Below are 20,067 nucleotides of genomic sequence, written 5' to 3' on the forward strand. Positions count from 1 at the left end.
GAGCATTTGGTCGAGAACCTCTAGGCAGGAGCGGATTTCGGCGTCGGTGCGCCGCCGGTCCGGCGCGGGAGGGCGTGTTCGCGCCGGATTGCGGCGGTGATGGCCGAGGTGCCTGCTGGGGTCAGCGCTATCAATGGCGAGCGCTGATGCAGGGGGTTCGGCTGGAACTCGACCAGATCCGCCGCCGCGTCGTTGACCGTGCGCTGGACGAACTGGCGGCTCAGGGACTGGGTGCAGCGGACCTTCGCCATCGCCGATCTTCGCCGCTCGCGCGACCATCGTCCGGACGGCGGCTACGTCATCGCGCGATAGAAACTCCTGCACGCAACGCACACAGTGGATCGGCTCGATTCGGAACCGAGACGCACTCCCAGCCGACTACTCGAGTACGGGGCCGTCGATGGGGCGGCGCGGCTGGGAGGAGAGCGGTAGTGCAGACACACCCGCACGTCCGTACGGACCGGGTGGCGGTGGCATCGGTGACCGGTGTGCTGACCGCGGCTATGGGTTTCTCGATGTTGCAGTTGTTCGTGTTGGGTGCGCTCGGTCCACGGATCGTGCCGGACCTCGGGATGTCCTCGGCGATGCTGGGTTTCACCACGACGGTCGGGTTCGGCACCGCTGCACTGCTCTCGCCGATCGCCGGCCGGGCGGTGGATCTGCTCGGCCCACGACGGTGCCTCGGCGCTCTGCTCGGGATGGTTGCGTGCGCGCTCGCGTTGATCGCGTCCGCACCGGGATATGGGGTGCTGTTGCTGGCGGTCGGTCTCGGTGGTGCACCGCAGGCCTTGGCGAACCCTGCGACGAACAAGGCGATATTGGCGGCGATACCGGCGCCGCGACGCGCAGGGGTGACCGGTACCAAGCAATCGGGTGTCCAGCTCGGCGCAATTGCGGCGGGGCTGCCGCTGGCCACGCTCGCCGCCGTGGCGGGCTGGCGATCCGCTGTGTGGGTGGCCGCTGGCATCGCGGTGCTGACCGCTGCGTGGGTGTGGCGGATCTTGCCGGCCGATGTGCCACGGAATCCACAGGGCGCCAACGCCTTCGGTGCCGAGTCGGGTAACCGCACTGCGGGCGTGGTGCGATGGCTGGCGGTGTTCTCGGTGTTCCTCGGCGCGGGCATGGCCTCGATCAACACCTATCTCGCCCTGTTCGGGGAGCGACGGCTCGGACTCGGCGCCGCCGCCGCCGGAATGCTGGTGGCGGTGCTCGGCGTGGCCGGAATCGCAGGCCGCATCGGATGGGCGCGACTGGCGGCCAAGCCGGGCGTCGCGGTGGTGCTGCCCGCGGGGTTGGCAGCCGGATCGGCGGTCGCCGCGGTGCTGCTGGCTGTCGCACCACAGGTGAACGGCTTGGTGTGGGTCGCGGTGATAGCGGTCGGTGTGTTCGGGATGGCGGGCAATGCGGTGTCGATGGTGCTCGTCATCCAACGCGCCGCACCCGGTCGCGCCGGACGGGATTCGGCGGTGGTGTCGGCGGGCTTCTTTGCCGGATTCGCCATCGGGCCACCGCTTTTCGGATTTCTGCTGCCAGTGATCGGATACCGCGACGGGTGGCTGACGGTGGCCGCGGAATTCGCGGCCGCGGCCGGCGTCGCGGCGGCCTGGGCGCTGCGTGATCGAGGGCAGCGGAGTCGGGCGTTGCCGGACCGAGCACGACGGGATCGGACGGCGCAGGCGTGAGGGCGGTAGGAAGAGGCGCAGGCATGAGCGAGTGCGACGTGGAACGCGATCGCGGATGGCGCACCGGGGCCAGCACCGCCGAGGCTGCCCTCGACGCACTGCTGGATCGGGTCGGGTCAACGTATTCCGTTGTCGACCAACGTTTCCCGCTGTATGCCGACGGCGCCTCCGGCGTATGGGTCACTACGGCACGTGGTTCGTGGACCGGTGGGTTCTGGGCAGGGCTGCTGTGGTTACGGGCGCTGCGCACAGGCTCGCGGCGGGACCGGTCGGCAGCACGGACGGTCACCGCGCAGCTGGAGCATTGGGTCACCGCAGACGCCGCTGCTCGTGGTTTGATCCTGTGGTACGGCACGGCATTGGCCGCAGGGCCTGGTCGTGACAGTGCCGCGGCAAGCCTTCGCGCGGAGGCCGCGCGGTCCTGCCTGAACGCCTTCGATCAGGATCTCGGCATCCTGCCGTGGGGTTCGGCATTCGGTGGTTCGAGGTGGCTGGCACGGATCGACGGAGTACCGGGCACCGTCCCCCTGCTTGCCACGGCCAATACGCGAGCGGGCACGGAAGCGGCCCGCGCGCATCTGGACACACACGTGGCTCGATGGCGAGCCGAGCCGGTCGGCACCCCGGCGTGGGCATGGGCCGCAGGCGAATGGACCGCGTGCGCGCAGCCACGACCCGGCTGGAGCAGGGGCCGGGCCTGGCTGCTGCTGGCCCTCGCCGATGCGGCGTGCTACATCGATCCCGACTACGGTGCAGTCGCCGAGCGGCTGGTGGACTACGGGGCAACCCCGGTGCCGTCAGCCGAAGCAATCCAGGACGCCCCGCCCGACACCTCGGCAGCTGCCATCGAGGCGGTGGCCTTGCTCAAACTCGCCGCTACGGCGGCGAGTCGGCACCGTGAGCGCCTACGCGCCAGGGCGGTAGAGATCGTTCGACATCTTGTCACGGCGCATGTGAGCGGTCCGGATGGTCCGCGCCCCTCGGGCATGCTTCTCGATGGCTGCTATGACCTCGAGCGCGGACTCGCCACGTCGCACGAACTCATTTGGGGTGACTACTTTCTGGCGCTCGCCCTGGCTATCTGCTCCGGAATGGTGGCGCCCTTCGACACCTGAATACGCGGCTCAGCGCAGCACCCTTCTCGCCACGGCCTCGATGTGCAATTCGTCGGGACCGTCGAGCAGGCGCGCCATCCGCCCCATACGCAGCAGCGACGGGAGTGCGGTGTCGGGACCGAGTCCGGCCGCGCCGTAGACCTGGATTGCCGCGTCGGCGACCTGCTGCAGCGTCCGTGCCGCGGCGACCTTGGCCAATCCGGCTTCCGTGCGGGCGTCGTGACCGGCCTCGATGAGTGCGGCCGCCTTGTGCACCAGCGGGCGAGTGCTGCGAATGGCGAGCAATGACTCGAAAACATGCTGCTGCACAAGTTGTCGATCTGCCAGCGGCCCACGCGACTGGGTGCGGCTGCGCGCCCGATCGCACATCAACCCGAATGCGCGCTCCGCCTGCCCCAGCCAACGCAGACAACGCAGCGTGCGGCCCAATTGCAGGCGTTGCCCCGCGATACGCAACGCCGCACCGGGTTCGCCGATCAGATGGTCGCCCGGCACCCGAACATCGTCGAAGGTGATCTCCCACTGGCCGCCGATGCCGAAAACCGGCACTTCACGGACGATTCGGAACCCCGGGCTGTCGGTAGGGACCAACAGCAGCGACAACCCCTCACGACTCGGCGCGGCGCCGTCGGTGCGGGCGAGCACCGCGATCAGACCGGCGTCGGCCGCGCCGCTGACGAACCACTTGCGTCCGGTCAATCTCCACGAGCCATCCGGTTGGGCGGTCGCGCGGGTGGCCGTCAGCGCCGGATCGGTGCCGGGGGTTTCCGGCTCGGTCATCGCGTACGCGGCACGCAGCTCGCCGGAGACCAATCGCTTCAGATAGCTGTCGCGGACTCGCTCGTGGGAATGTTGTTGCAGCATGCGCACATCCAGCAGCGCTGCGGATCCGAGGGCCGCAGGCCCGTGATCGCTTGCGCCTTCGGCTTCGGCCAGTTGCACATAGTCGGCGAAAGGTAGGCCCTGCCCGCCCAATTCGGTCGGCAACGGCAACGCCCACAGTCCGGCTGCCTTGGCGCTTGCCCTCAGCTCGGTCAGTGCCGCGTCCGCGGTCGCGCCGCCCGCGTCGAGCGTGCCTTCCTGTGGCATCACCTGTTCGGCGACGAAGGCCGTGACGCGTTCGCGCAAGTCCGCCGGGTCGAGATCGGTGCGGGTGACAGCGGCGGGTCCGTCGACGGTCGGTGCCGCACCCTGGGATGTGAACGGCTTCATGGTTTCTCCTCCGCGCTGGCCGGAACCCGAGGGCTCGGCGGTCCGACTGCTGTTGTCCGTGGGATTGGTCGGTGGCGACCGTCGCCGAGTTCCCGCGACAGCGTGACCGTTCAAAAGGAGAGCCATGACAGCAGGCACCATGCGGACAGCCAGTACCCGCGGGGCCCCACTTCCGTTGCGGGGTATGCGAGTATCGACCGGGAGTCTGCCCGGTTCATTCGCGACGGCCTCCGAACATCTGCGGCTGCTCGGCGCCGAGCCGGTTGTGGGGGAGAGTGCCGCACTGACTCTCACCGGCCCGGACGGTGCTAACGCCGCGGCCGAGGTGAGCTGGGGCGGCGCCCACAGTCAGGTGTATGACGAAGCGACCGCGCAGGCCGCCGCCGGGCTGATGCTCGTGCACGGCCGTCGGGACGGGTCACCGCGCGGCCTCGCCGTCGACTATGTCGCAACCGCTACCGGAATCCTCACTGTTCAGGGGCTGCTCGCCGCACTCATCGCCCAGTCCCGCGGCACCGCGGCGACTGCGGTAGGCGTCGCCGCCGACCGAACAGCCCTGCTGACCATCTCGCAATACTTGGCGGCCGCGTGCGCCGACGACGACGAGGCGACTCCGCTCGCACCCGGCGGTCCACCGTTCACCACTGCCGACGGCGTGCACTTCGAGGTCGAGGCACTTGATGTCGCAGTCTGGGCGGACTTCTGGCGCGCCATGGACGCGCCGCCGGACGCCTTGCGAAAAGGCTGGCGGCCCTTTCAATTTCGCTACGCAACCGCCTGTGCCCCGATTCCCGAGGAACTCCATCGCACCACCTCGACGCGGACCTGGGCGCAGGTGCGCGCGGCGGCCGACGAATCGGGTGCCGATGTCTGCCGTCTGCACACACTCACCGAGCGCGGTGACGAGCTGCGCGCCGAGGGAGGGGACACCCTTCCGTGGCAGTTCGCGCTGTCGGAGTCTGCTGAACGTACGGTGCGCGAATCTGCCGCCACCCTCGCGCGCCCGCTCGCGGGCTTCACTGTGCTCGAAGCCGGGCGGCGCGTGCAGGCGCCGCTCGCGGCACATCTGCTCGGATTGCTCGGCGCCGATGTGGTGCGGATCGAGCCGCCGGGTGGCGATCCACTGCGCGGGATGCCGCCTACGTGCTCGGATGTCTCGGCCCGGTGGCTGGCGTTGAACCGCGGTAAGGATGCCGTGGAGATCGACATCAAATCGCCTGCCGATCGAAAGCGTCTGCGCGAGTTGGTCACCGGGGCCGATGTGTTCCTGCACAACTGGGCGCCGGGTAAGGCCGAACACCTCGAGCTCGGCGCCGACGACTTGTCGGCCGCCAACCCCGGATTGGTGTATGCCTACACCAGTGGTTGGGCCGGGCGAGTCGAGAACGCGCCGATGGGTACCGATTTCATGGTTCAGGCACGTACGGGAGTCGGTGCGGCGGCACGACCGGCGGACGAGCCGCCGATGCCGTCGTTGATGACGCTGCTGGACGTGCTCGGCGGCATGTTGGGCACCGAAGCCATTCTCGCGGGCCTGCTGACCAGGGAACGGACCGGTCGCGGTGTCCGGGTCGAATCGTCGCTGCTGGCCGCCGCCGACCTGCTCACTGCGCCCGCGGTGGCCCGCACCGTGGCAGGGCTGTCGCCGCGTCGCCCGGCCGGATTCCGGCGCCCACTGCCGACCGCGGACGGCTGGCTCGCACCGTCCGACGAGCATGCCGTCGCGGCCGCCGTACACGCAGAGCGCCTGCACGGCTCGGGCACCGGTGACGCCGTTGCCTGGTTGCGCGACAACGACATCCACGCCACCGCCGTCACCACCGATCTGGCCGAGCTACCGCGCGACCCCCGATTCGCCGCCGCCCTCACCACCGATACGTATGGCGCCGTGGCTGTTTCGTCTCCCTGGAGTTTCCGATGACTGTGCTACTATACGATCTCGTCCCGACCCGGCTACGCCGTTCCTGGGCGGCCGATGGCGCGTGCCCCGACCTCGACCTGTACTCGCTCTTCCTGGCGCACCGTTGCCTCGATCCGCACCGGACCGCGCTCCTCGACGCGGCGGGCAAGGTCTGCTATACCCGGCTCGACACGCTGGTCCGACGGCTCGCTGCGGGGCTTGCCGCCGAAGGCATACAACCCGGAGACGTTGTCGGAGTTCAACTTCCGAACTGCCGCGAAGCCGTCATCGCCGACCTGGCCCTCGCCGCACTCGGTGCGGTCGCGCTGCCTTTCCCCGCGGGCCGTGGGCTTCGCGAGGCCGAATCGCTGCTGCGCCGCGCCGACGCTGTCGCGGTCATCGCGGCGACCGAGTTCCGCGATCACGCCCACGCTGCCGAACTGTCCGAATTGCTCGATCGGCTGCCCATGCTGCGGTTCGTCGCCGCGGTGGGAAAGACCGAGGTCCCGGACCGATGTCTCTCCTTCGCCGAACTGATGAAAGCTGACGGTGAGACGTTCGTTCCTGCGCGCCCGGATCCCGACACCGCCGCGCGCATTCTGGTCTCCTCCGGCTCGGAAGCCGAACCTAAAATGATTGCCTACTCGCACAACGCGCTCGCCGGCGGTCGCGGGAACTTCATGAGCTCGCTGCTGGCCGGTGGTGAGCCGCCCCGCAGCCTGTTCCTTGTCCCGTTGGCAACGGCGTTCGGCAGCAACGGCACCGCGGTGACGCTGGCACGGCACGGTGGCACCCTGATTCTGCTGGACCATTTCACACCGCAAGGTGCACTCGACGCGATCGCTCGACACCATCCGACGCATGTCCTCGGCGTCCCCACGATGGTCCGCATGATGCTCGACCATGGTGCGGACACGGCAAACACGTCCTCGATGACGGCGCTGGTGCTCGGCGGTTCACAACTGGACAGGGCCACCGCCGAGGAAGCCCAGCGCGGCTTCGGATGCTCGGTGGTCAACCTCTATGGTTCGGCCGACGGCGTGAACTGCCACACCGACCTCGGCGACACCGACACGGCTACCGCGGGTCCCGGTGTCCTGGTCGGTCGGCCCGACCCCCGTGTCGCCGAGATTCGGATCGCGCGCGTCGACACCGGCGAGATCGCGCCACTCGGCGAGACCGGCGAGATCGTGGCCCGCGGCCCGATGACGCCGCTGTGCTACGTCGGCAGCCCCGAACTGGACGCACGCTACCGCACGGCCGACGGCTGGGTCCGCACCGGCGATCTCGGTGTCCTCGACCACGAGGGTCGGCTGCATGTTGTCGGCCGACTCAAGGAGGTCGTCATCCGCGGCGGCGCCAACATCAGTCCCGCAGAAGTGGAGCAGCTGCTCGCGACCCACCCCGACGTGCGCGACGTGGTGTGTGTCGGTGTGCCGCACCAGGTATTGGGGGAGCGGTTGGCCGCCTGCGTGGTGCCACGGCCGGGGTGCGCGCCCGCCCTCGACGCCCTCTGCGCCCACTTGCGTGCGCATGGCATGGAACGCGGAAAACATCCGGAAGCCGTGCTGTTGCTCGACACCTTGCCGCTGACGCCGGCGGGAAAACCGGACCGGGCCGCACTGCGTTCACGAGTCGCCGCATCGATGGGCTGATCCGCAAACGGCGAAAATGATAGCGGGGCAGGCACTTCGGGTGCCTGCCCCGCATTTGTCCACCCGACGATGGTCAGGAGCCGGACATCGCCTTCTTCAGCGCGACTTCCGCGTCGCGGTACACGCCGAGCAGGTCGTAATCCTGGCCGGGGAAGTTGACGATCGAGACCTGCTTTGCTCCGGAATCCGGCAGCGCGGTCCCGCTGGACATATGCGCGTTGTCGAGCACGAAGTCCGGCTTCTTCGCGGCGAGCCCGGCGAGCTGACCGGGAGTCACTGCCTCCGGCCCATAGGTGCCCACCACCTGTGCTCCGGCCAGCTGAGCGGCCCAGGTCGAAAAGACCTGCGCGACAACGGTCGGCTGCTTGCCGCCCGGCCAGGCTGCCCGCACATCCCTGCCGAGTCTGTCGTATTCGGTGCTGAAGGCCGAGATCCAGGATTCGGCCGCCGATGCGGTACCGAACTCCTTGCCGAGCGCCTGCACCTGAGCGGTCACCTTATCGGCAGAGTTGTCGAGATTCACCTCGATCAGCTTCGCACGCGATCCCGCGGCCTCCCTGATCTTCGCCGCGAACGGCTCGAACGGCGCGTACAGCACGAAGTCGGCTTCGGCCACGGCGGTGAGGTCGGAGGGCTTGGGGTCGTAGTCGGGCGCGTGGTGTACGGAGGTGGGCACGATGACCCGCACGTCGTCGATGCCTGCGGCCTTGGCGAATCCGGCCTCCCACGCGGTGGTCGCCACCACGGTCGGATGGTGTTTGTCGTCGTGTTCATCCTCGGTACCGGAACAGCCGCTCAACAGCACACCTATGCTGAGCGCGAGAGCGGCGGATACGCGGCCATTGATCAGTGCACAGAAGCGTGCCATGCGGTGTTTCTCCGTTCGGGAATGAGATGAGCCGCAAGAGCGGCTGCCCCTGCGGCGAGGACCAGAACCGGTCCGGGTGGCAGGTCCAGAGCCAGCGCCACCAGGAAACCGATCAGGTTGACCGTGCTACCGATGCCGATGGCCCAGCAGATGATCGCGGTGAGCGAGTGCCCCAGTCGGCGCGCGGCCAGTGCCGGGAGCAGGGTGAGCGCATCGACCAGCAGCGCTCCCGTGAGCCGAATTCCGCCGGCCACGGCGACCGCAACCAGCACCAGCAACACGAGGGTCAGCCGCCGCACCGGCACACCCGAGACCAGCGCGAGCTCGCGATCGTGCAGCAGCAGCGCCAGATCGCGACGTCGCCACCAGAACAGCGCAGGCACAACCACGGCCAGCGCCGCGAGTACCAGCACATCCTGCACCCGCACTGCGAGAATGGAACCCCACAGCAGCGAGAACGCCGCCGACGCGTTCACCCCGGCAATGGAGAGCACCAGCAGTGCCGCCGCGATTGCCAGACTCATCAGCAAACCCATTGCCCCGGAGAGGCTTTCCGGCGTGCGGGCCAATGGGCTGATCCCGGCCCCCGCCACCGCGCAGGCGACTAGCCCGCACAGTGCCGGATCCAGCCCGGTCAGCATGCCGATCGCGGCGCCGAGTAGCGCGACATGCATCATCGCGAACCGGACCGCGATGATGTCGAGCCCGACGATCACCACCCCTATCACCGGTAGCCCGACCGACCCGACCAGCAACGCAACCGCGGCGCGCTGCACCGACGCCATCCCGAGGAGGTCGGCCAGCTGAGCGGGTCCGTTCACGACACCTCCCGCAACCGGCCCGCGGCCATCTCGAGCACCCGGTCGCAGCGGCGCGCCAATGTCCGGTCGTGCGTGACGACCACGAGTGTCACCGGAAGTTCGGCAAGAATGTCCGCGGCTTCCTCTTGTCCGGCGAAATCCAGTGCGGCCGTCGGTTCGTCGGCGAGCACGACGCCTGCCCCCGTCGCCACACACCCGACCGCGCGCGACAGGTGCATGCGCTGCAACTGTCCGCCCGAAAGCGTGTCGAGGGGACGGTCTATGAGGGCACCGACACCGAGGCGGCCCGCCATCGCTTCGGCCGCGTCACGGCTGCCCGAACTGGCCAGCAATTCACCTGCCAGCAACGGGAAACGGCCGGCGGCGGGGCGCTGTGGGATCCACGCGCAGGCTCGCCGCCGCCATGTTTGCTCGGCGGCGCTGTGCCCGCCGCGCCCGCCGACCATGATCTCGCCCCGAACCACCGCATGCAGTCCGAGCACTGCGCGCAACAGTGTCGTTTTGCCCGAACCGTTGGTGCCCGTCAACGCAACCCGCTGCCCGGCAGGGACATCGAGATCGATATCGCTGACAACTTCGACACGGCCGTGGCGGCAGGACATACCCGTCAATCGCAGGTCCAACCCGCCCATCACACCACCTCCGTCAGGATCTCCGCGGCAGGGCCGCGCCGCGATTGCGCTCGCGGCAGTAGTCGGACCTGCGCGCCGATCGGTTCCACAACATCGCCATTGGGGCATGCAGTGGGCTCGTCTACCGCCAGCCACAGGGTGATCAGAGTTTCTCGAGCCCGCGCGACTCTGGAGCGGATCGTGCCCACCGGGCATCCCACCGTCTGTGCCGCCTCTGCATAGGACAGGCCGAGCACCTGGGTGAGGACGAAAGCCTCCCGCCGCTGCTCGGGCAGTCCGCGTAGCAGATCGGCGATCACCATCTCCTCTGGGAAATCGGGTATGTCGTGATCGCGGCGTTGATCCAGGGCCAATTGCCAGTCGTCGAGTTGCGCGTTCTTCGGCCGGGCCGCCGCACTGCGGAATCGGTCGACGACCACCCGCCGTGCGATGGACAACAGCCAGGTTCTCGCGGTGGATCGGCCCGCGAACCTGGGCAGACTGCCGATGGCGCGCAGGAAGGTTTCTTGAGTGAGGTCGTCCGCGGACTGGATGTCGGTGAGGTGCGCGACGAATCGCCACACGTCACGTTGGGTCGAGCGGATGAATTCCTCCAAGGCGCGTCGATCACCGTTGCCGGCCGCCAGCGCCAGCGCCGTCAGTTGTTCGTCGGACATGATCGGCTCCCATATCGGCATATCCGACCGGCGGCGAGGAACAAGGAAGTTCCGCTGCGTAGCAGCGGTGATGGCATCGAATGCATTTCACAGAATCTCGGTTCGGCGACGCCACAGCACGCAGCGTCGAAAAGACCGGCCGCACACCATGCCTCGGCACACCGACGGGTGCGCGGGCGGGCGACGGCCGCTGAGCGGTAAGGCTCGCCGTGACTGCCGCCCGGGTCGGGCGAAGAGAGTACGGCGGCTGCGTCCGCCACTGGTGTCCGCGGGACCGATGGTGCGCCGACCGGATCGTCGGCTGCCGGATCCCACGTCACTGCGCCGGAACTATTCCGGCGGCCCGTGACGGACTCTCAGGCCAAGACCACTCCGACCGGCGGCCCCCGCCGGGCCATCACATAACGCAAGAGGGCACCGGTCAGCGGTGAAGTCCGGTGGTCGACGGCGATCGGCCTGCCGGACCCGGTGTCTGCCACGGCCGGATGGACGAGCATCAGCAGTAGCGGCGCGAGTGTCCGCGCGTACAGCGCGGCCAACAGCGCGAACAATGCCTTCTCACCCAACCACAGCCACACCGCGCAGACCAGCGCCGCGACGCCGTGTGCGGCGAGCATGATCAGCGAATCAGTCTGTGCACCGGCAAGTTCGGCGGTGGCGTGCGATGTGCCGTGACCGCCCGATAGCGCCGGGACCCCGAACCACAGATGCAGCGCCACCTGCATCACCAGCAGTCCACCACCGATGCCGACGATCCCGCGTTGCCTTTCGGCCGCCGCCCACGCCACCGAACCGGTGGCGGCGAACGCCAGTATCAGCGTGGAGACAGGCACACCATGTCCCGACGCCTCGGCGTGCCCGATCGCCGACAACAGCACGCCGATCGCCGCGAACATCGCGGCACGCGTCGCCCGCGTGATCGGGGATGCGGGCGGCTGATTCATAACACCGCCCATATTCCCATCCTCCCGGCCGCTGAGCACCGGGAGGGCCGGCCTCACGTCGTTCAGTGGTCTGTCAGAAGTCGGGAATCCAGCTGCCGTGGAGTCCCAGCGGCACTCGGGCGGGCAGGTGGATGCGAGCGACCGGATCGCCGGTGAAGTCTTGCGCGGCAAGGATCACCAGATCGGAAGCGCCACGATCGGGGTCGTGGATGTAGGCCATGGTATAGCCGTCGTCTTCGGCGCTCGAGCCGGCGGCGGGCACGAAGACGGCCTCGCCGACGGCGCTGTCGCGGCCGAATTCGTGGGCTTCAGTGGTGCCGTCGCGTAGATCGTGTTTGAGCAGCGCGTTGCTGAATCCCGCGTCCGGACGATCGGCGTCGATCGCGCTCGCAGTGGCGTAGAGCTCGGTGACCGCGGAATACCCGTACCGGTAAGGGTGTCCGGCGCGGCGGCCGTCCATACGCGGGAAATCTTGCGGGCGGTCGTGCAGCAGGTCTTGACGCACTGTGCCGATCGACAGGTCGATGGTCCAGCGTTCCAGGATCGGACGGCTGCCACCGATATCGGTCAGTTCGTATTCGTGGGGATGCACGATCACATCGACGACGATCTTCGCGCCGTCTTCGAAGGCGTTGAGGGTGTGACCAACACTGCCGGGGGCCAGTTCGAGCCAGCGAACCGTGCCGCCGGCGCGTCCCAGCACGCCGATTCTGGACCCCAGTGCCGGGTTCCAGGCGAAGGGCACGCCGGTGGCGATTCTGTCGTTCGTGAAGACAAGGGGTGATTCGTAGATGAGTACGTAGTTCTCGGTGAGGGCGAAGTCGTGCATGTACGGCATGGACGGGGTCGAAATGTTGGTCACCTGATTGACCTCACCGTGGCGGCCGATCTCGATGTGCTGCACGAAGTCCGCGCCGTAACGGAACGTCAGTGCGTGCAGCAGTCCGGTGCTCGGCTCGTATTTGCTGTGGGCATTGGCGGCGAAGCCTTCCGCAGTGGCGCCCAGGTCGGCGGGGCCTACGGTGTCGAGCTCGTAGGTGAGTTCATACGGGCGGATGCCGCCCTCGAGGAGGGCGTAGGTGCGGCCGCCGTGGCCGGCGACCTGGACGTTGGGTGCGAAGTCCATGCGGTCGTCGACGGGTGCACCCCGGCGCGGCTCGCCGAGCCGGTCGGCTACCGAAGTTGAACGCACCCAACGGTTTCGGTACCACTCGGCGCGGCCCTCGCGCAGCCGCACCCCGTGCACCATGCCTTCGCCCAGTGTCCAGATATGGGCCGAGGGGTCTTCGAGACCGAGTGGATTCGGGCCGATGCGGAGGTATCGGCCGCTCAGTTCGGGTGGTATTCGACCGGTCACCGCTAGGTCGTGGGCCGTGACTTCTTCGGTCACGGGCGCGAAATTGCCTCGGACATAACGGTTGTCGGCCATGGGACCCCTTCGGTCGGTCGGATCGATGCAACAACGACCGTACATATGTTTTAGACATTTGTATAGAACACATGTTTGTGACGTTTGTATGAAACCATCGCCATGGAGCTGGGGCGGGGGGCGGGCATCGCGAGGATTTGCTGGATGGCGCGCGTGCCGCCTCGCCCAGCGTGGCGGTCGCGCCATTGCCTGCGATGTCGTCGCGTCCGCTGGGCGCGGATGGCCGTTGTGGGGTGTGCGGCTGTGGCGTCGCGTTCGTCTGGATATGCATATCTACTGCTTATATACGTGACGTATTTCCGACTTACGTAGGTTTATGTGCGCTACTGACACTTCTCAGGTTCGACATCTACTATTAATCTCAGTAGATATGTCGCTGTTGGATCGGCGACCGGAGCACATCGGAGCAGAGAGGCAACGGGGCCATGAAGCGACGTGCGGTGTCCACGAGACCCGAGCTGGCTCATCTCGCGCGCGGTATGTCGAGGGGGAGGGCGGTCGCCTTGCTCATCGGCGCATTTGCCGCGGGAACGGTGGTCGCGTCCGGTGGGGTGGCAGCGGATCCCGGGGCTCGCTCGGACCACTCGGGCGGCGGGCGCAATGCCGATGGCGGCGGCAACTCGGTCGGCATGCACAAGATCGACCCCTACGGCTACAACCACGACGACGCCAACCCGCTGCGGCACAACGAGCATCAGCAGAACCTGCGGGAGTACCACCAACGGCAGAACCAGCGGTCCTCGACCGAGAACGTCACCGGTCCCGACGCGGGATCTCGGAGTTGGACGCCCGTGGCGCGACCCGACGGCAAGGGTTGGACCGTATGCCCGCCCATGGCGAACTGGTGCTGACAGCTCGATGCCGACGCATGCCACTCGTGGCCCGATGCCGACTCGGCCGATGACGGATGAACGACCGAAAAGAGAAGTCGATGAACACCATTAGCGCGCAGCGTCGGTCCGCTGTGCTCGCCGGCACTATGCGGGAGATGTCGAAAACGAGAGCCCTCACACTGCTCGCGACCGCCGTTGTCACCGCGGGTGGTCTCGAACTCGGTGCCGGGATGGCCGCGGCCGATGCGCGGACGGCTGCGTCCGGGGCGGGCACCGGTTGTGTCTGGGCGGGTACCTCGCATGCACCGGGTGCGACCGTCGTGGCAGGCGGCCGCAGCTTCAGCTGCGGGACCGCCAATGGTGCGCCGTATTGGTTGCGCGGTTCAGTCGCGAACCGGCCGAGCGCAGTGCCCAATCCCGGTGCTGCCACGAATCCCACCCACCTTTTCAGCGCGGGCGCACACCAACCGGGAACCGACTACAACGACTACTGCGTCGGCAGTCAGCTCATCGACGGTTCCGCGGACGTGTATCAGGTGGTCTCCGACCGCAACGGCGCGCTGTATTGGAAGGTCGTCGGACCGATATCTCACTGGGCTTTCGACTCCGGCTCGGACCGCCATGGGCCGTCGTGGCGATCGGCGAGCCTGTGCGACGACGGCAACTTGACATGACCGCGCCCCGGCGCGAACACCATTGCAGGACTGCGGCGTTCGTGCCGGGGCGCGGTTCTGGTCCGGCTACTCGTCGAGCCGGACGCAGAAATCAGGGCATGACTGCCGGCTGTTCATCGACACTGTCCAGCGGAGCGACCGCGCCCGCGACTGCCCCGACGACTGCCCCGACGGCCGTACCGATGGCCATGCCCACCGCGGTGAAGGGCGCCGCGACAAACGCGTAGCCCAGCGCGGCACCTATCACCGGCACGACCAAGAGGCCTGCCGGTGCGAAGGGCAGTCCGGCGACGAGGCCCGCGACTGCACCGACGACCGCACCGGTGACGGCGATCGGGCTGGCGACCACGGAGCCGACCGTAGCCCCGACCGAAGCCCCGACCGCGGAGCTGCCGATAACGTGCCCCGCGACGCGATCCGAACGTGCAGGCTCGATTCCCGCCGAAGTGAGGGCCTGTGCCAGGCCGGCCTGGGTGCCCGCGGCGGCATCGTTGATCTGCCCGCCTTGTTCGACGTTCAGCCACTCGGGTCGATCGACCTGGACGTTGCCGATGCGGATGCGGCTGTTCAATGCCTCGGTCGGTGTCATCGCCTGCGTGGGCGCGGGTGGTGACACCGGATCGACGGTATCGGTGTCGGCGATGGGTGTTGCGACGAGCGCGTTCGTGCTGGGGATGGCAAACGATGCTGCCGCCAACGCGAGGGGATCGCCAATATTCGCCGGCCCGTACGGCGTCTGCACAATCGTAGCGCCGGTGGGCAGTTGGTGATCGGCGCCGGCGGAAGCCGTGCCGACTACGGTGAGGGACAGCGGGAGTGCGCTCGCGACCACATAGGTGGCCGCGCGCGCGTAGAAGGGAGGTGTTACCCGACGATGTGTGCCCATAGATGACCTCATTCCGAAACGACGATAGGTACCTACCGCATTCGTAGCCACGGGTCGACCGGATGAGTATCGGATAGGCGAATCATATTCCGGCCGGTCGGTTTTTCGTGGTGGACATGCCGTGGCAGGGTCGGCTGGGGGAGCAGTGCCTCGACGAATGTGCGTGCACGAGTGCCCCGGAACGTCGCGCCGAAAGCCTGCGCGGTGGCGTAAGGCCCTCCATCATGAGCGCGAGCCGGTCGGCAGGGAAGGCTCGGCCGGCGGGGGCGGCTTCCACGAATTCGTTTGCCAAAAACCCGAATTGGTCCCGCACGCAGATTTTCATGGCCAGCCACATACCGATGGCTCGGGGTTCCGATCCGGCAGTTCGGAGAGCGCGATGAGTAACGGGCACTCCGCCGGCATCGCGGACACGGGAATGAACTCGTGGCGCACGACAGTGTAAACACAGTCTCCGGCATCGGACGACATCACCACGGCTCGATCAGGTTGGGCAAGGTGCGGATATCGCCGACGCGATCGCCTTCTTCGCCTCGGATGACGCACGCTGGATCACCGAGCGGACGCTGGATGGCAATGGCGGGCTGTATTTCAGCCCGAGGCCCAAGCCGGGTGAGCGATGGAAGGCCCTGCTGCCGACCTGGAGTGAAGGTCAGGGGCGCCAGGTAATTCGGCCACCTTGGAAGTCCTGGGCCTTACCGCCTTCGTAGTCGTACTCGTCGCTGGTGGGGTAGCCGTAGCGGCCGCCTTCCACACCGGAGCCTTCCCAGATGTTTCGGATCGCGCCCCACACGGTGTGGGCTCCGGTGGCGGGGGACCAGTAGATGGCGCCGCCGCCGAAGAGGTTGAACCGGCCGTTCTTCGCCCCCTTGGATTCGTCGGTAATGGGGAAGCCGAGGGGGCTGCTCTCCCATCCGTAGGCTCCCCACTTGTCTCGGATAGCGCCGCCGATCTGGTGTGCGTCGGTGCCGAGGGACCAGTAGATGGAGCCGCCTTGGAAGTGGTTGTAGCGGCCGGGCCGGGTGGGGGTGGATTCTTCCCGGGTAACGGGATAGCCGAGCGGGCCGTTTTCCCCGCCGAGGTTGCCCCATTTGTTCCGGATGCTGCCGCCGATCTGGTGTGCGCCGACATCGGGATGCCAGTAGATGGAGGCGTTGCGTTCGAAGGCCTGGTAGCGGCCACCGCGTCCGGCGTCGGACTCGGGGTCGACCGGATTGCCGAAGACGGCGGGACCGCCCGCTCGGTCGTATTCGACTTCGATCGCGCCGCCGACATCGAACGGGCCGATCGGCCGGGCGCCTGCGGTGTCGACGGAGACGAGGGTGGTCAACAGTGCGCCGATGGTGGCGGCAGTGCGCAGTGCGCCGCGGTTACGCGTTCCGGATGAGCGGTGAGTGCGTGGTAGACGTGCCAAAAGAAACTCCTCGAGCAGGTCGATGGCGGCCAGCGTGGTCAGCAATGGTGTGACGCGATTCGATCTTCGGCGACCGTCGGTGGCATGACCGGTGCCTCCGCAGAGTACCGAGAGGCGACCTTCCCCTATCGGTGTGCACGGGGGATTCGTTAGCCGAGCTCAATTTCATGGTGCCGGGTTGGCCGCCGCGGATGTCGTCATCGGGCCTGGTGGCCGATGACCGCTGAGTAGACTGCCGGGCATGTCGATCGCTTCGTCGCCGTCGCGGACGCCAGGGGCGATCAGTGGCTACGACACACGCTGGGAGCAGCACAATTCTGAACGGCAGACGCTGATTCTGCAGGCCGCCGTCGCGCTGCTCGAGGAGACTCCGGCCGGTACCGACGTGCCGGTGCATCTCATCGCGAAGCGGGCCGGCCTGGCCAAATCGGTGGTCTATCGCCAGTTCAGTGGTCGTGAGGAGTTGGAACGCCGAATCCGGTCCTATCTGGTCGATGATTTCGCGCAGGTGCTCGATGTCAAGCTCGACGTGACCAACGGCTCGATCCGGGAGATTCTCACCCGCACGATTCGTGCCGTCGCGGACTGGATGTCCGATCACCCACGCTTGGTCGAGTTCGCGCGGACCGGCCCGACGGACACGGGGGATCCGAGCATTGATGCCGTCAGCAGTCTGAAACTGCGCATGTCGCAGACCGCGCAGGAACTCATCGCCTCGATCGGCCGGATCATCGGTGCGGACCCCGCGCCGTTCGCCTCGGTGCCGTTCGCGGTGGTGACGATGGTCGAGGGTGTGCTCGCCACGTGGATTCGGGATCCGCAGCCGAGCCGGTCGCGGGCCGAGATCGTCGCCGATCTGGCCGTATTCGCCTGGTATGTGCTCGACGGCGCGGCGCGGTCGATCGGCCTGGCGGTGGACCCGGACGACGAATTGACCGCGGTGATAGCGGGTTTCACCGACGCGGGCTCGTCCGCGGTCGATCTGTGACCCGCTCACGCACCGCTCGGGCCACCCTGCGCTCCGGCTCGCTGCGATAGCGCGAGGGTGCGCCATCGATGTGCAGCAGCTTCCACAAACGCCGGGTGACCGGATTCATCAATCCGAGCTCATCGGCAAGCGAACGCATGTCACCGAAGTAGCTGCCGAGGATCGTGCGTGCCTGCGGGCTACGCCAGAATGCCTCCTTCATCACCTCGCGTGGAACATCGAAGGTGGTCGCGAAAGACCTTGGGGGAGACATGATTTCGCCCGCGAGCCAGCGCATGGCGAGGGGGAAGGCCACTGCGCAGACCGCGGTCGAGGCCGGATTCAACTTCTCGATGTGCGCCTTGAGGAATTCGTTGGCGAAGGAGATGTGCCGCGCTTCCTCGGCGATGTGGATCTCCATCGTGCGCAGCACCGCGGGCGGGAGATTTCCGCCCTGGCGGATCAACGCCTTCTGATAGTGGTCGATCGGCTCCTCGCCGCCGAGAATCCCGATGACCAGGATGACATGCGCATAGCCGCCCGCGACACCGATGAACGGTGAGAGTGCCCGGAAAAACGGCCGCATCCCCGGCACGTCTACGCCGATGCGATTGACCAGTTCCTGGAACATCTGGATGTGATTGCACTCTTCGGTCATCTCGTGCAGGCAGTAGCGGAACTCCGGAGACCCGTTGGGCAGCTTCATGATGTACTGCATCAGGCCGCGGATCAGGATGCTCTCGAAGGCGGCGCCGACCTTGATCGTGTTGGCCACCCGCCACTTCCCGATCTCGATCTGTCTGGCTCGCGGCAGCTGTCGATACCACGCGGTGGCGCCGAGCGGGTCGATCTCCGGCGAGAGTATCCACCGCGGGTCCTGCGGGTCGATCGCGAAGTCGGGACCCTCCCAGTCGATATCGAGGTACGGATCGAAATTCTTGGTGACCGAACCCTCCGACAGCGTCTGTAGGACCTCGCGGTAGTCCTGCTTGCGGGTTCCGGTCTGCGACGAAGTTGACAGCGTCATCGGTGTCTCCTCGGTGTGGCGTACATCTCTCTACGGATAATTTACCGAGACTTGCCGTCCCAGTAAATAGCTTGACACCATGTAGCAGTTAACGCTGGTTACAAATACATGCCAGCGGTTCGCCGAGCCAAAGGAGACTCGATGCCCGCCTATCGGTCGAGTTGGATGAACGATGATCTCGACGCGCTGCGAGACCTCGCCCGCGCCTTCTTCGAGAAGGAAGTCGCACCGAACGTCGACAAGTACATCGAGCAGCACCACGTTGATCGCGACCTGTGGAACAAGGCGGGCGAACTCGGTCTACTCTGCTTGTCCATCCCCGAGGAGTACGGCGGCGGTGGTGGCACCTTCGCGCACGAGGCCGTGCTGATCGAGGAGCAGGCCAGGGTCGTCGACACCGCGTGGGGCCAGAGCCTGCACAACGGCATAGTCGCGCACTATCTGCTCGCCTACGGCACCGAGGAGCAGAAGCTGCGGTGGCTGCCGAAGATGGCCAGCGGCGAAGTGGTCGGCGCCATCGCCATGACCGAACCGGGTACCGGCTCGGACCTGCAGAATGTGAAGGCCAAGGCTGTCAGGGACGGCGACGAATATGTCGTCAGTGGTTCCAAGACCTTCATCACCAATGGCGCCCAGGCCGACCTGATCATCGTCGTCGTCAAGACCGATGTCAGCCAGGGTGCCAACGGAATCAGCCTGGTGCTGGTCGAAGCCGACCGGGACGGCTTCCGCCGCGGTCGCGTCCTGAACAAGATCGGTCAAAAAGGCCAGGACACCTCCGAACTCTTCTTCGAAGAAGTCCGCATCCCCGTGACGAACCTCCTAGGTACCGCGGAAGGTCAGGGCTTCGTCCAGTTGATGCAGCAGCTCCCGCAGGAACGTCTCATCATCGCCGTCGGCGCGGTCGCCGGAATGGAAACCGCGCTGGAGCACACACTGCGCTACACCAAAGAACGAGAAGCTTTCGGCCGCAATATCTTCGGATTCCAGAACACCAAGTTCACACTCGCCGAGATCGCCACCGAAGCCAAGGTTGCCCGCGTCTTCACCGACGACTGCATCGCCAAACACATTGTCGGAGAACTCGACATCCCCACCGTGGCCATGGCGAAGTGGTGGACCACCGACCGCGCTATGTCGGTAGCCAGCGAATGCCTCCAGCTACACGGCGGATACGGCTATATGCAGGAATATCCCATCTCCCGCATGTGGGTCGACAGCCGAGTGCAGATGATCTATGCGGGCACCAACGAGATCATGAAGGAAATCATCGCCCGAACGCTGTGAGATGGCCGCGCGGCGGTGGGTCGTGTGCCGACCACCGCGCGAACTTGCCTCGGGCGCGCCCTGTG

The 20,067-nt window shown here is 67.0% G+C and carries 18 protein-coding genes and 1 pseudogene; 8 read left to right on the plus strand and 11 right to left on the minus strand.

Translation table 11 applies throughout. From position 1 onward, the window contains the following. Positions 1-20 precede the first annotated feature (20 nt). Complete coding sequence (locus AB0M74_RS08345; protein ID WP_364903296.1) at positions 21-251, minus strand: hypothetical protein; 231 nt, start codon at positions 249-251, stop codon at positions 21-23. 180 nt (positions 252-431) lie between these two features. On the opposite strand from AB0M74_RS08345, the gene AB0M74_RS08350 reads away from it, so the two are divergent. Next, the gene (locus tag AB0M74_RS08350) at positions 432-1,682 is read left to right on the plus strand and encodes an MFS transporter (protein WP_364903298.1); all 1,251 of its coding nucleotides are present in this window, start codon (positions 432-434) and stop codon (positions 1,680-1,682) included. A 23-nt stretch (positions 1,683-1,705) separates the two neighbouring features. After that, the gene (locus AB0M74_RS08355; RefSeq protein ID WP_364903301.1) at positions 1,706-2,797 is read left to right on the plus strand and encodes a hypothetical protein; all 1,092 of its coding nucleotides are present in this window, start codon (positions 1,706-1,708) and stop codon (positions 2,795-2,797) included. A gap of 9 nt (positions 2,798-2,806) precedes the next feature. On the opposite strand, the gene AB0M74_RS08360 is transcribed toward AB0M74_RS08355, so the two are convergent. After that, the gene (locus AB0M74_RS08360) at positions 2,807-4,009 is read right to left on the minus strand and encodes an acyl-CoA dehydrogenase family protein (RefSeq protein ID WP_364903304.1); all 1,203 of its coding nucleotides are present in this window, start codon (positions 4,007-4,009) and stop codon (positions 2,807-2,809) included. Between the two features lie 124 nt (positions 4,010-4,133). Here AB0M74_RS08360 and AB0M74_RS08365 point away from each other — a divergent pair, with 124 nt between their 5' ends. Together AB0M74_RS08365 and AB0M74_RS08370 are read left to right on the plus strand one after the other, a co-directional pair. Continuing rightward, positions 4,134-5,930: a CoA transferase gene (locus AB0M74_RS08365; protein WP_364903307.1), complete on the plus strand. Its 1,797-nt coding sequence runs from the start codon at positions 4,134-4,136 to the stop codon at positions 5,928-5,930. Further along, entirely contained in the window at positions 5,927-7,564 is a 1,638-nt protein-coding gene (locus AB0M74_RS08370; protein ID WP_364903310.1) for a class I adenylate-forming enzyme family protein, read from the plus strand. The genes AB0M74_RS08365 and AB0M74_RS08370 overlap by 4 nt, the downstream gene beginning before the upstream one ends. A 73-nt stretch (positions 7,565-7,637) precedes the next feature. On the opposite strand, the gene AB0M74_RS08375 is transcribed toward AB0M74_RS08370, so the two are convergent. The 6 genes and pseudogenes from AB0M74_RS08375 to AB0M74_RS08400 all read right to left on the minus strand — a co-directional run bounded on the left by AB0M74_RS08375 (position 7,638) and on the right by AB0M74_RS08400 (position 12,914). Then, on the minus strand, positions 7,638-8,432 hold the full coding sequence (locus AB0M74_RS08375; protein ID WP_364903312.1) for a zinc ABC transporter substrate-binding protein: 795 nt from the start codon (positions 8,430-8,432) through the stop codon (positions 7,638-7,640). Further along, the gene (locus AB0M74_RS08380; RefSeq protein ID WP_364903314.1) at positions 8,411-9,253 is read right to left on the minus strand and encodes a metal ABC transporter permease; all 843 of its coding nucleotides are present in this window, start codon (positions 9,251-9,253) and stop codon (positions 8,411-8,413) included. Before AB0M74_RS08380 ends, AB0M74_RS08375 begins: the two co-directional genes overlap by 22 nt. Next, positions 9,250-9,885 carry an ABC transporter ATP-binding protein gene (locus AB0M74_RS08385; RefSeq protein ID WP_364903317.1) on the minus strand — a complete coding sequence of 212 codons (636 nt, stop codon included), beginning with the start codon at positions 9,883-9,885 and terminating at the stop codon, positions 9,250-9,252. The genes AB0M74_RS08380 and AB0M74_RS08385 overlap by 4 nt, the downstream gene beginning before the upstream one ends. A 140-nt stretch (positions 9,886-10,025) precedes the next feature. Beyond that, positions 10,026-10,541, minus strand: a pseudogene (locus AB0M74_RS08390) (sigma-70 family RNA polymerase sigma factor); the annotation flags it as partial. 356 nt (positions 10,542-10,897) lie between these two features. Next, positions 10,898-11,497 carry a hypothetical protein gene (locus AB0M74_RS08395; protein ID WP_364903319.1) on the minus strand — a complete coding sequence of 200 codons (600 nt, stop codon included), beginning with the start codon at positions 11,495-11,497 and terminating at the stop codon, positions 10,898-10,900. 61 nt (positions 11,498-11,558) lie between these two features. After that, positions 11,559-12,914, minus strand: a complete 1,356-nt coding sequence (locus tag AB0M74_RS08400) for a carotenoid oxygenase family protein (protein WP_364903322.1) — start codon at positions 12,912-12,914, stop codon at positions 11,559-11,561. 425 nt (positions 12,915-13,339) lie between these two features. Here AB0M74_RS08400 and AB0M74_RS08405 point away from each other — a divergent pair, with 425 nt between their 5' ends. Both AB0M74_RS08405 and AB0M74_RS08410 read left to right on the plus strand, forming a co-directional pair. After that, entirely contained in the window at positions 13,340-13,765 is a 426-nt protein-coding gene (locus AB0M74_RS08405) for a hypothetical protein (RefSeq protein ID WP_364903325.1), read from the plus strand. An 80-nt stretch (positions 13,766-13,845) separates the two neighbouring features. After that, positions 13,846-14,421 carry a hypothetical protein gene (locus AB0M74_RS08410; RefSeq protein WP_364903328.1) on the plus strand — a complete coding sequence of 192 codons (576 nt, stop codon included), beginning with the start codon at positions 13,846-13,848 and terminating at the stop codon, positions 14,419-14,421. A gap of 91 nt (positions 14,422-14,512) precedes the next feature. On the opposite strand, the gene AB0M74_RS08415 is transcribed toward AB0M74_RS08410, so the two are convergent. Both AB0M74_RS08415 and AB0M74_RS08420 read right to left on the minus strand, forming a co-directional pair. Next, positions 14,513-15,307, minus strand: a complete 795-nt coding sequence (locus AB0M74_RS08415; RefSeq protein WP_364903329.1) for a hypothetical protein — start codon at positions 15,305-15,307, stop codon at positions 14,513-14,515. Between the two features lie 652 nt (positions 15,308-15,959). Beyond that, positions 15,960-16,766 carry a hypothetical protein gene (locus AB0M74_RS08420; RefSeq protein WP_364903332.1) on the minus strand — a complete coding sequence of 269 codons (807 nt, stop codon included), beginning with the start codon at positions 16,764-16,766 and terminating at the stop codon, positions 15,960-15,962. A gap of 196 nt (positions 16,767-16,962) precedes the next feature. On the opposite strand from AB0M74_RS08420, the gene AB0M74_RS08425 reads away from it, so the two are divergent. Next, a complete protein-coding gene (locus AB0M74_RS08425; RefSeq protein WP_364903335.1) occupies positions 16,963-17,709 on the plus strand; it encodes a TetR/AcrR family transcriptional regulator in 747 nt (248 codons plus the stop codon). Here AB0M74_RS08425 and AB0M74_RS08430 read toward each other — a convergent pair. Then, positions 17,675-18,715, minus strand: a complete 1,041-nt coding sequence (locus AB0M74_RS08430) for a diiron oxygenase (RefSeq protein WP_364903338.1) — start codon at positions 18,713-18,715, stop codon at positions 17,675-17,677. The genes AB0M74_RS08425 and AB0M74_RS08430 overlap by 35 nt on opposite strands. A 141-nt stretch (positions 18,716-18,856) precedes the next feature. Here AB0M74_RS08430 and AB0M74_RS08435 point away from each other — a divergent pair, with 141 nt between their 5' ends. Then, a complete protein-coding gene (locus AB0M74_RS08435) occupies positions 18,857-20,002 on the plus strand; it encodes an acyl-CoA dehydrogenase family protein (protein WP_364903341.1) in 1,146 nt (381 codons plus the stop codon). Positions 20,003-20,067: the final 65 nt, after the last annotated feature.

This window comes from Nocardia sp. NPDC051463 (assembly GCF_040681975.1).
Taxonomy (GTDB): domain Bacteria; phylum Actinomycetota; class Actinomycetes; order Mycobacteriales; family Mycobacteriaceae; genus Nocardia.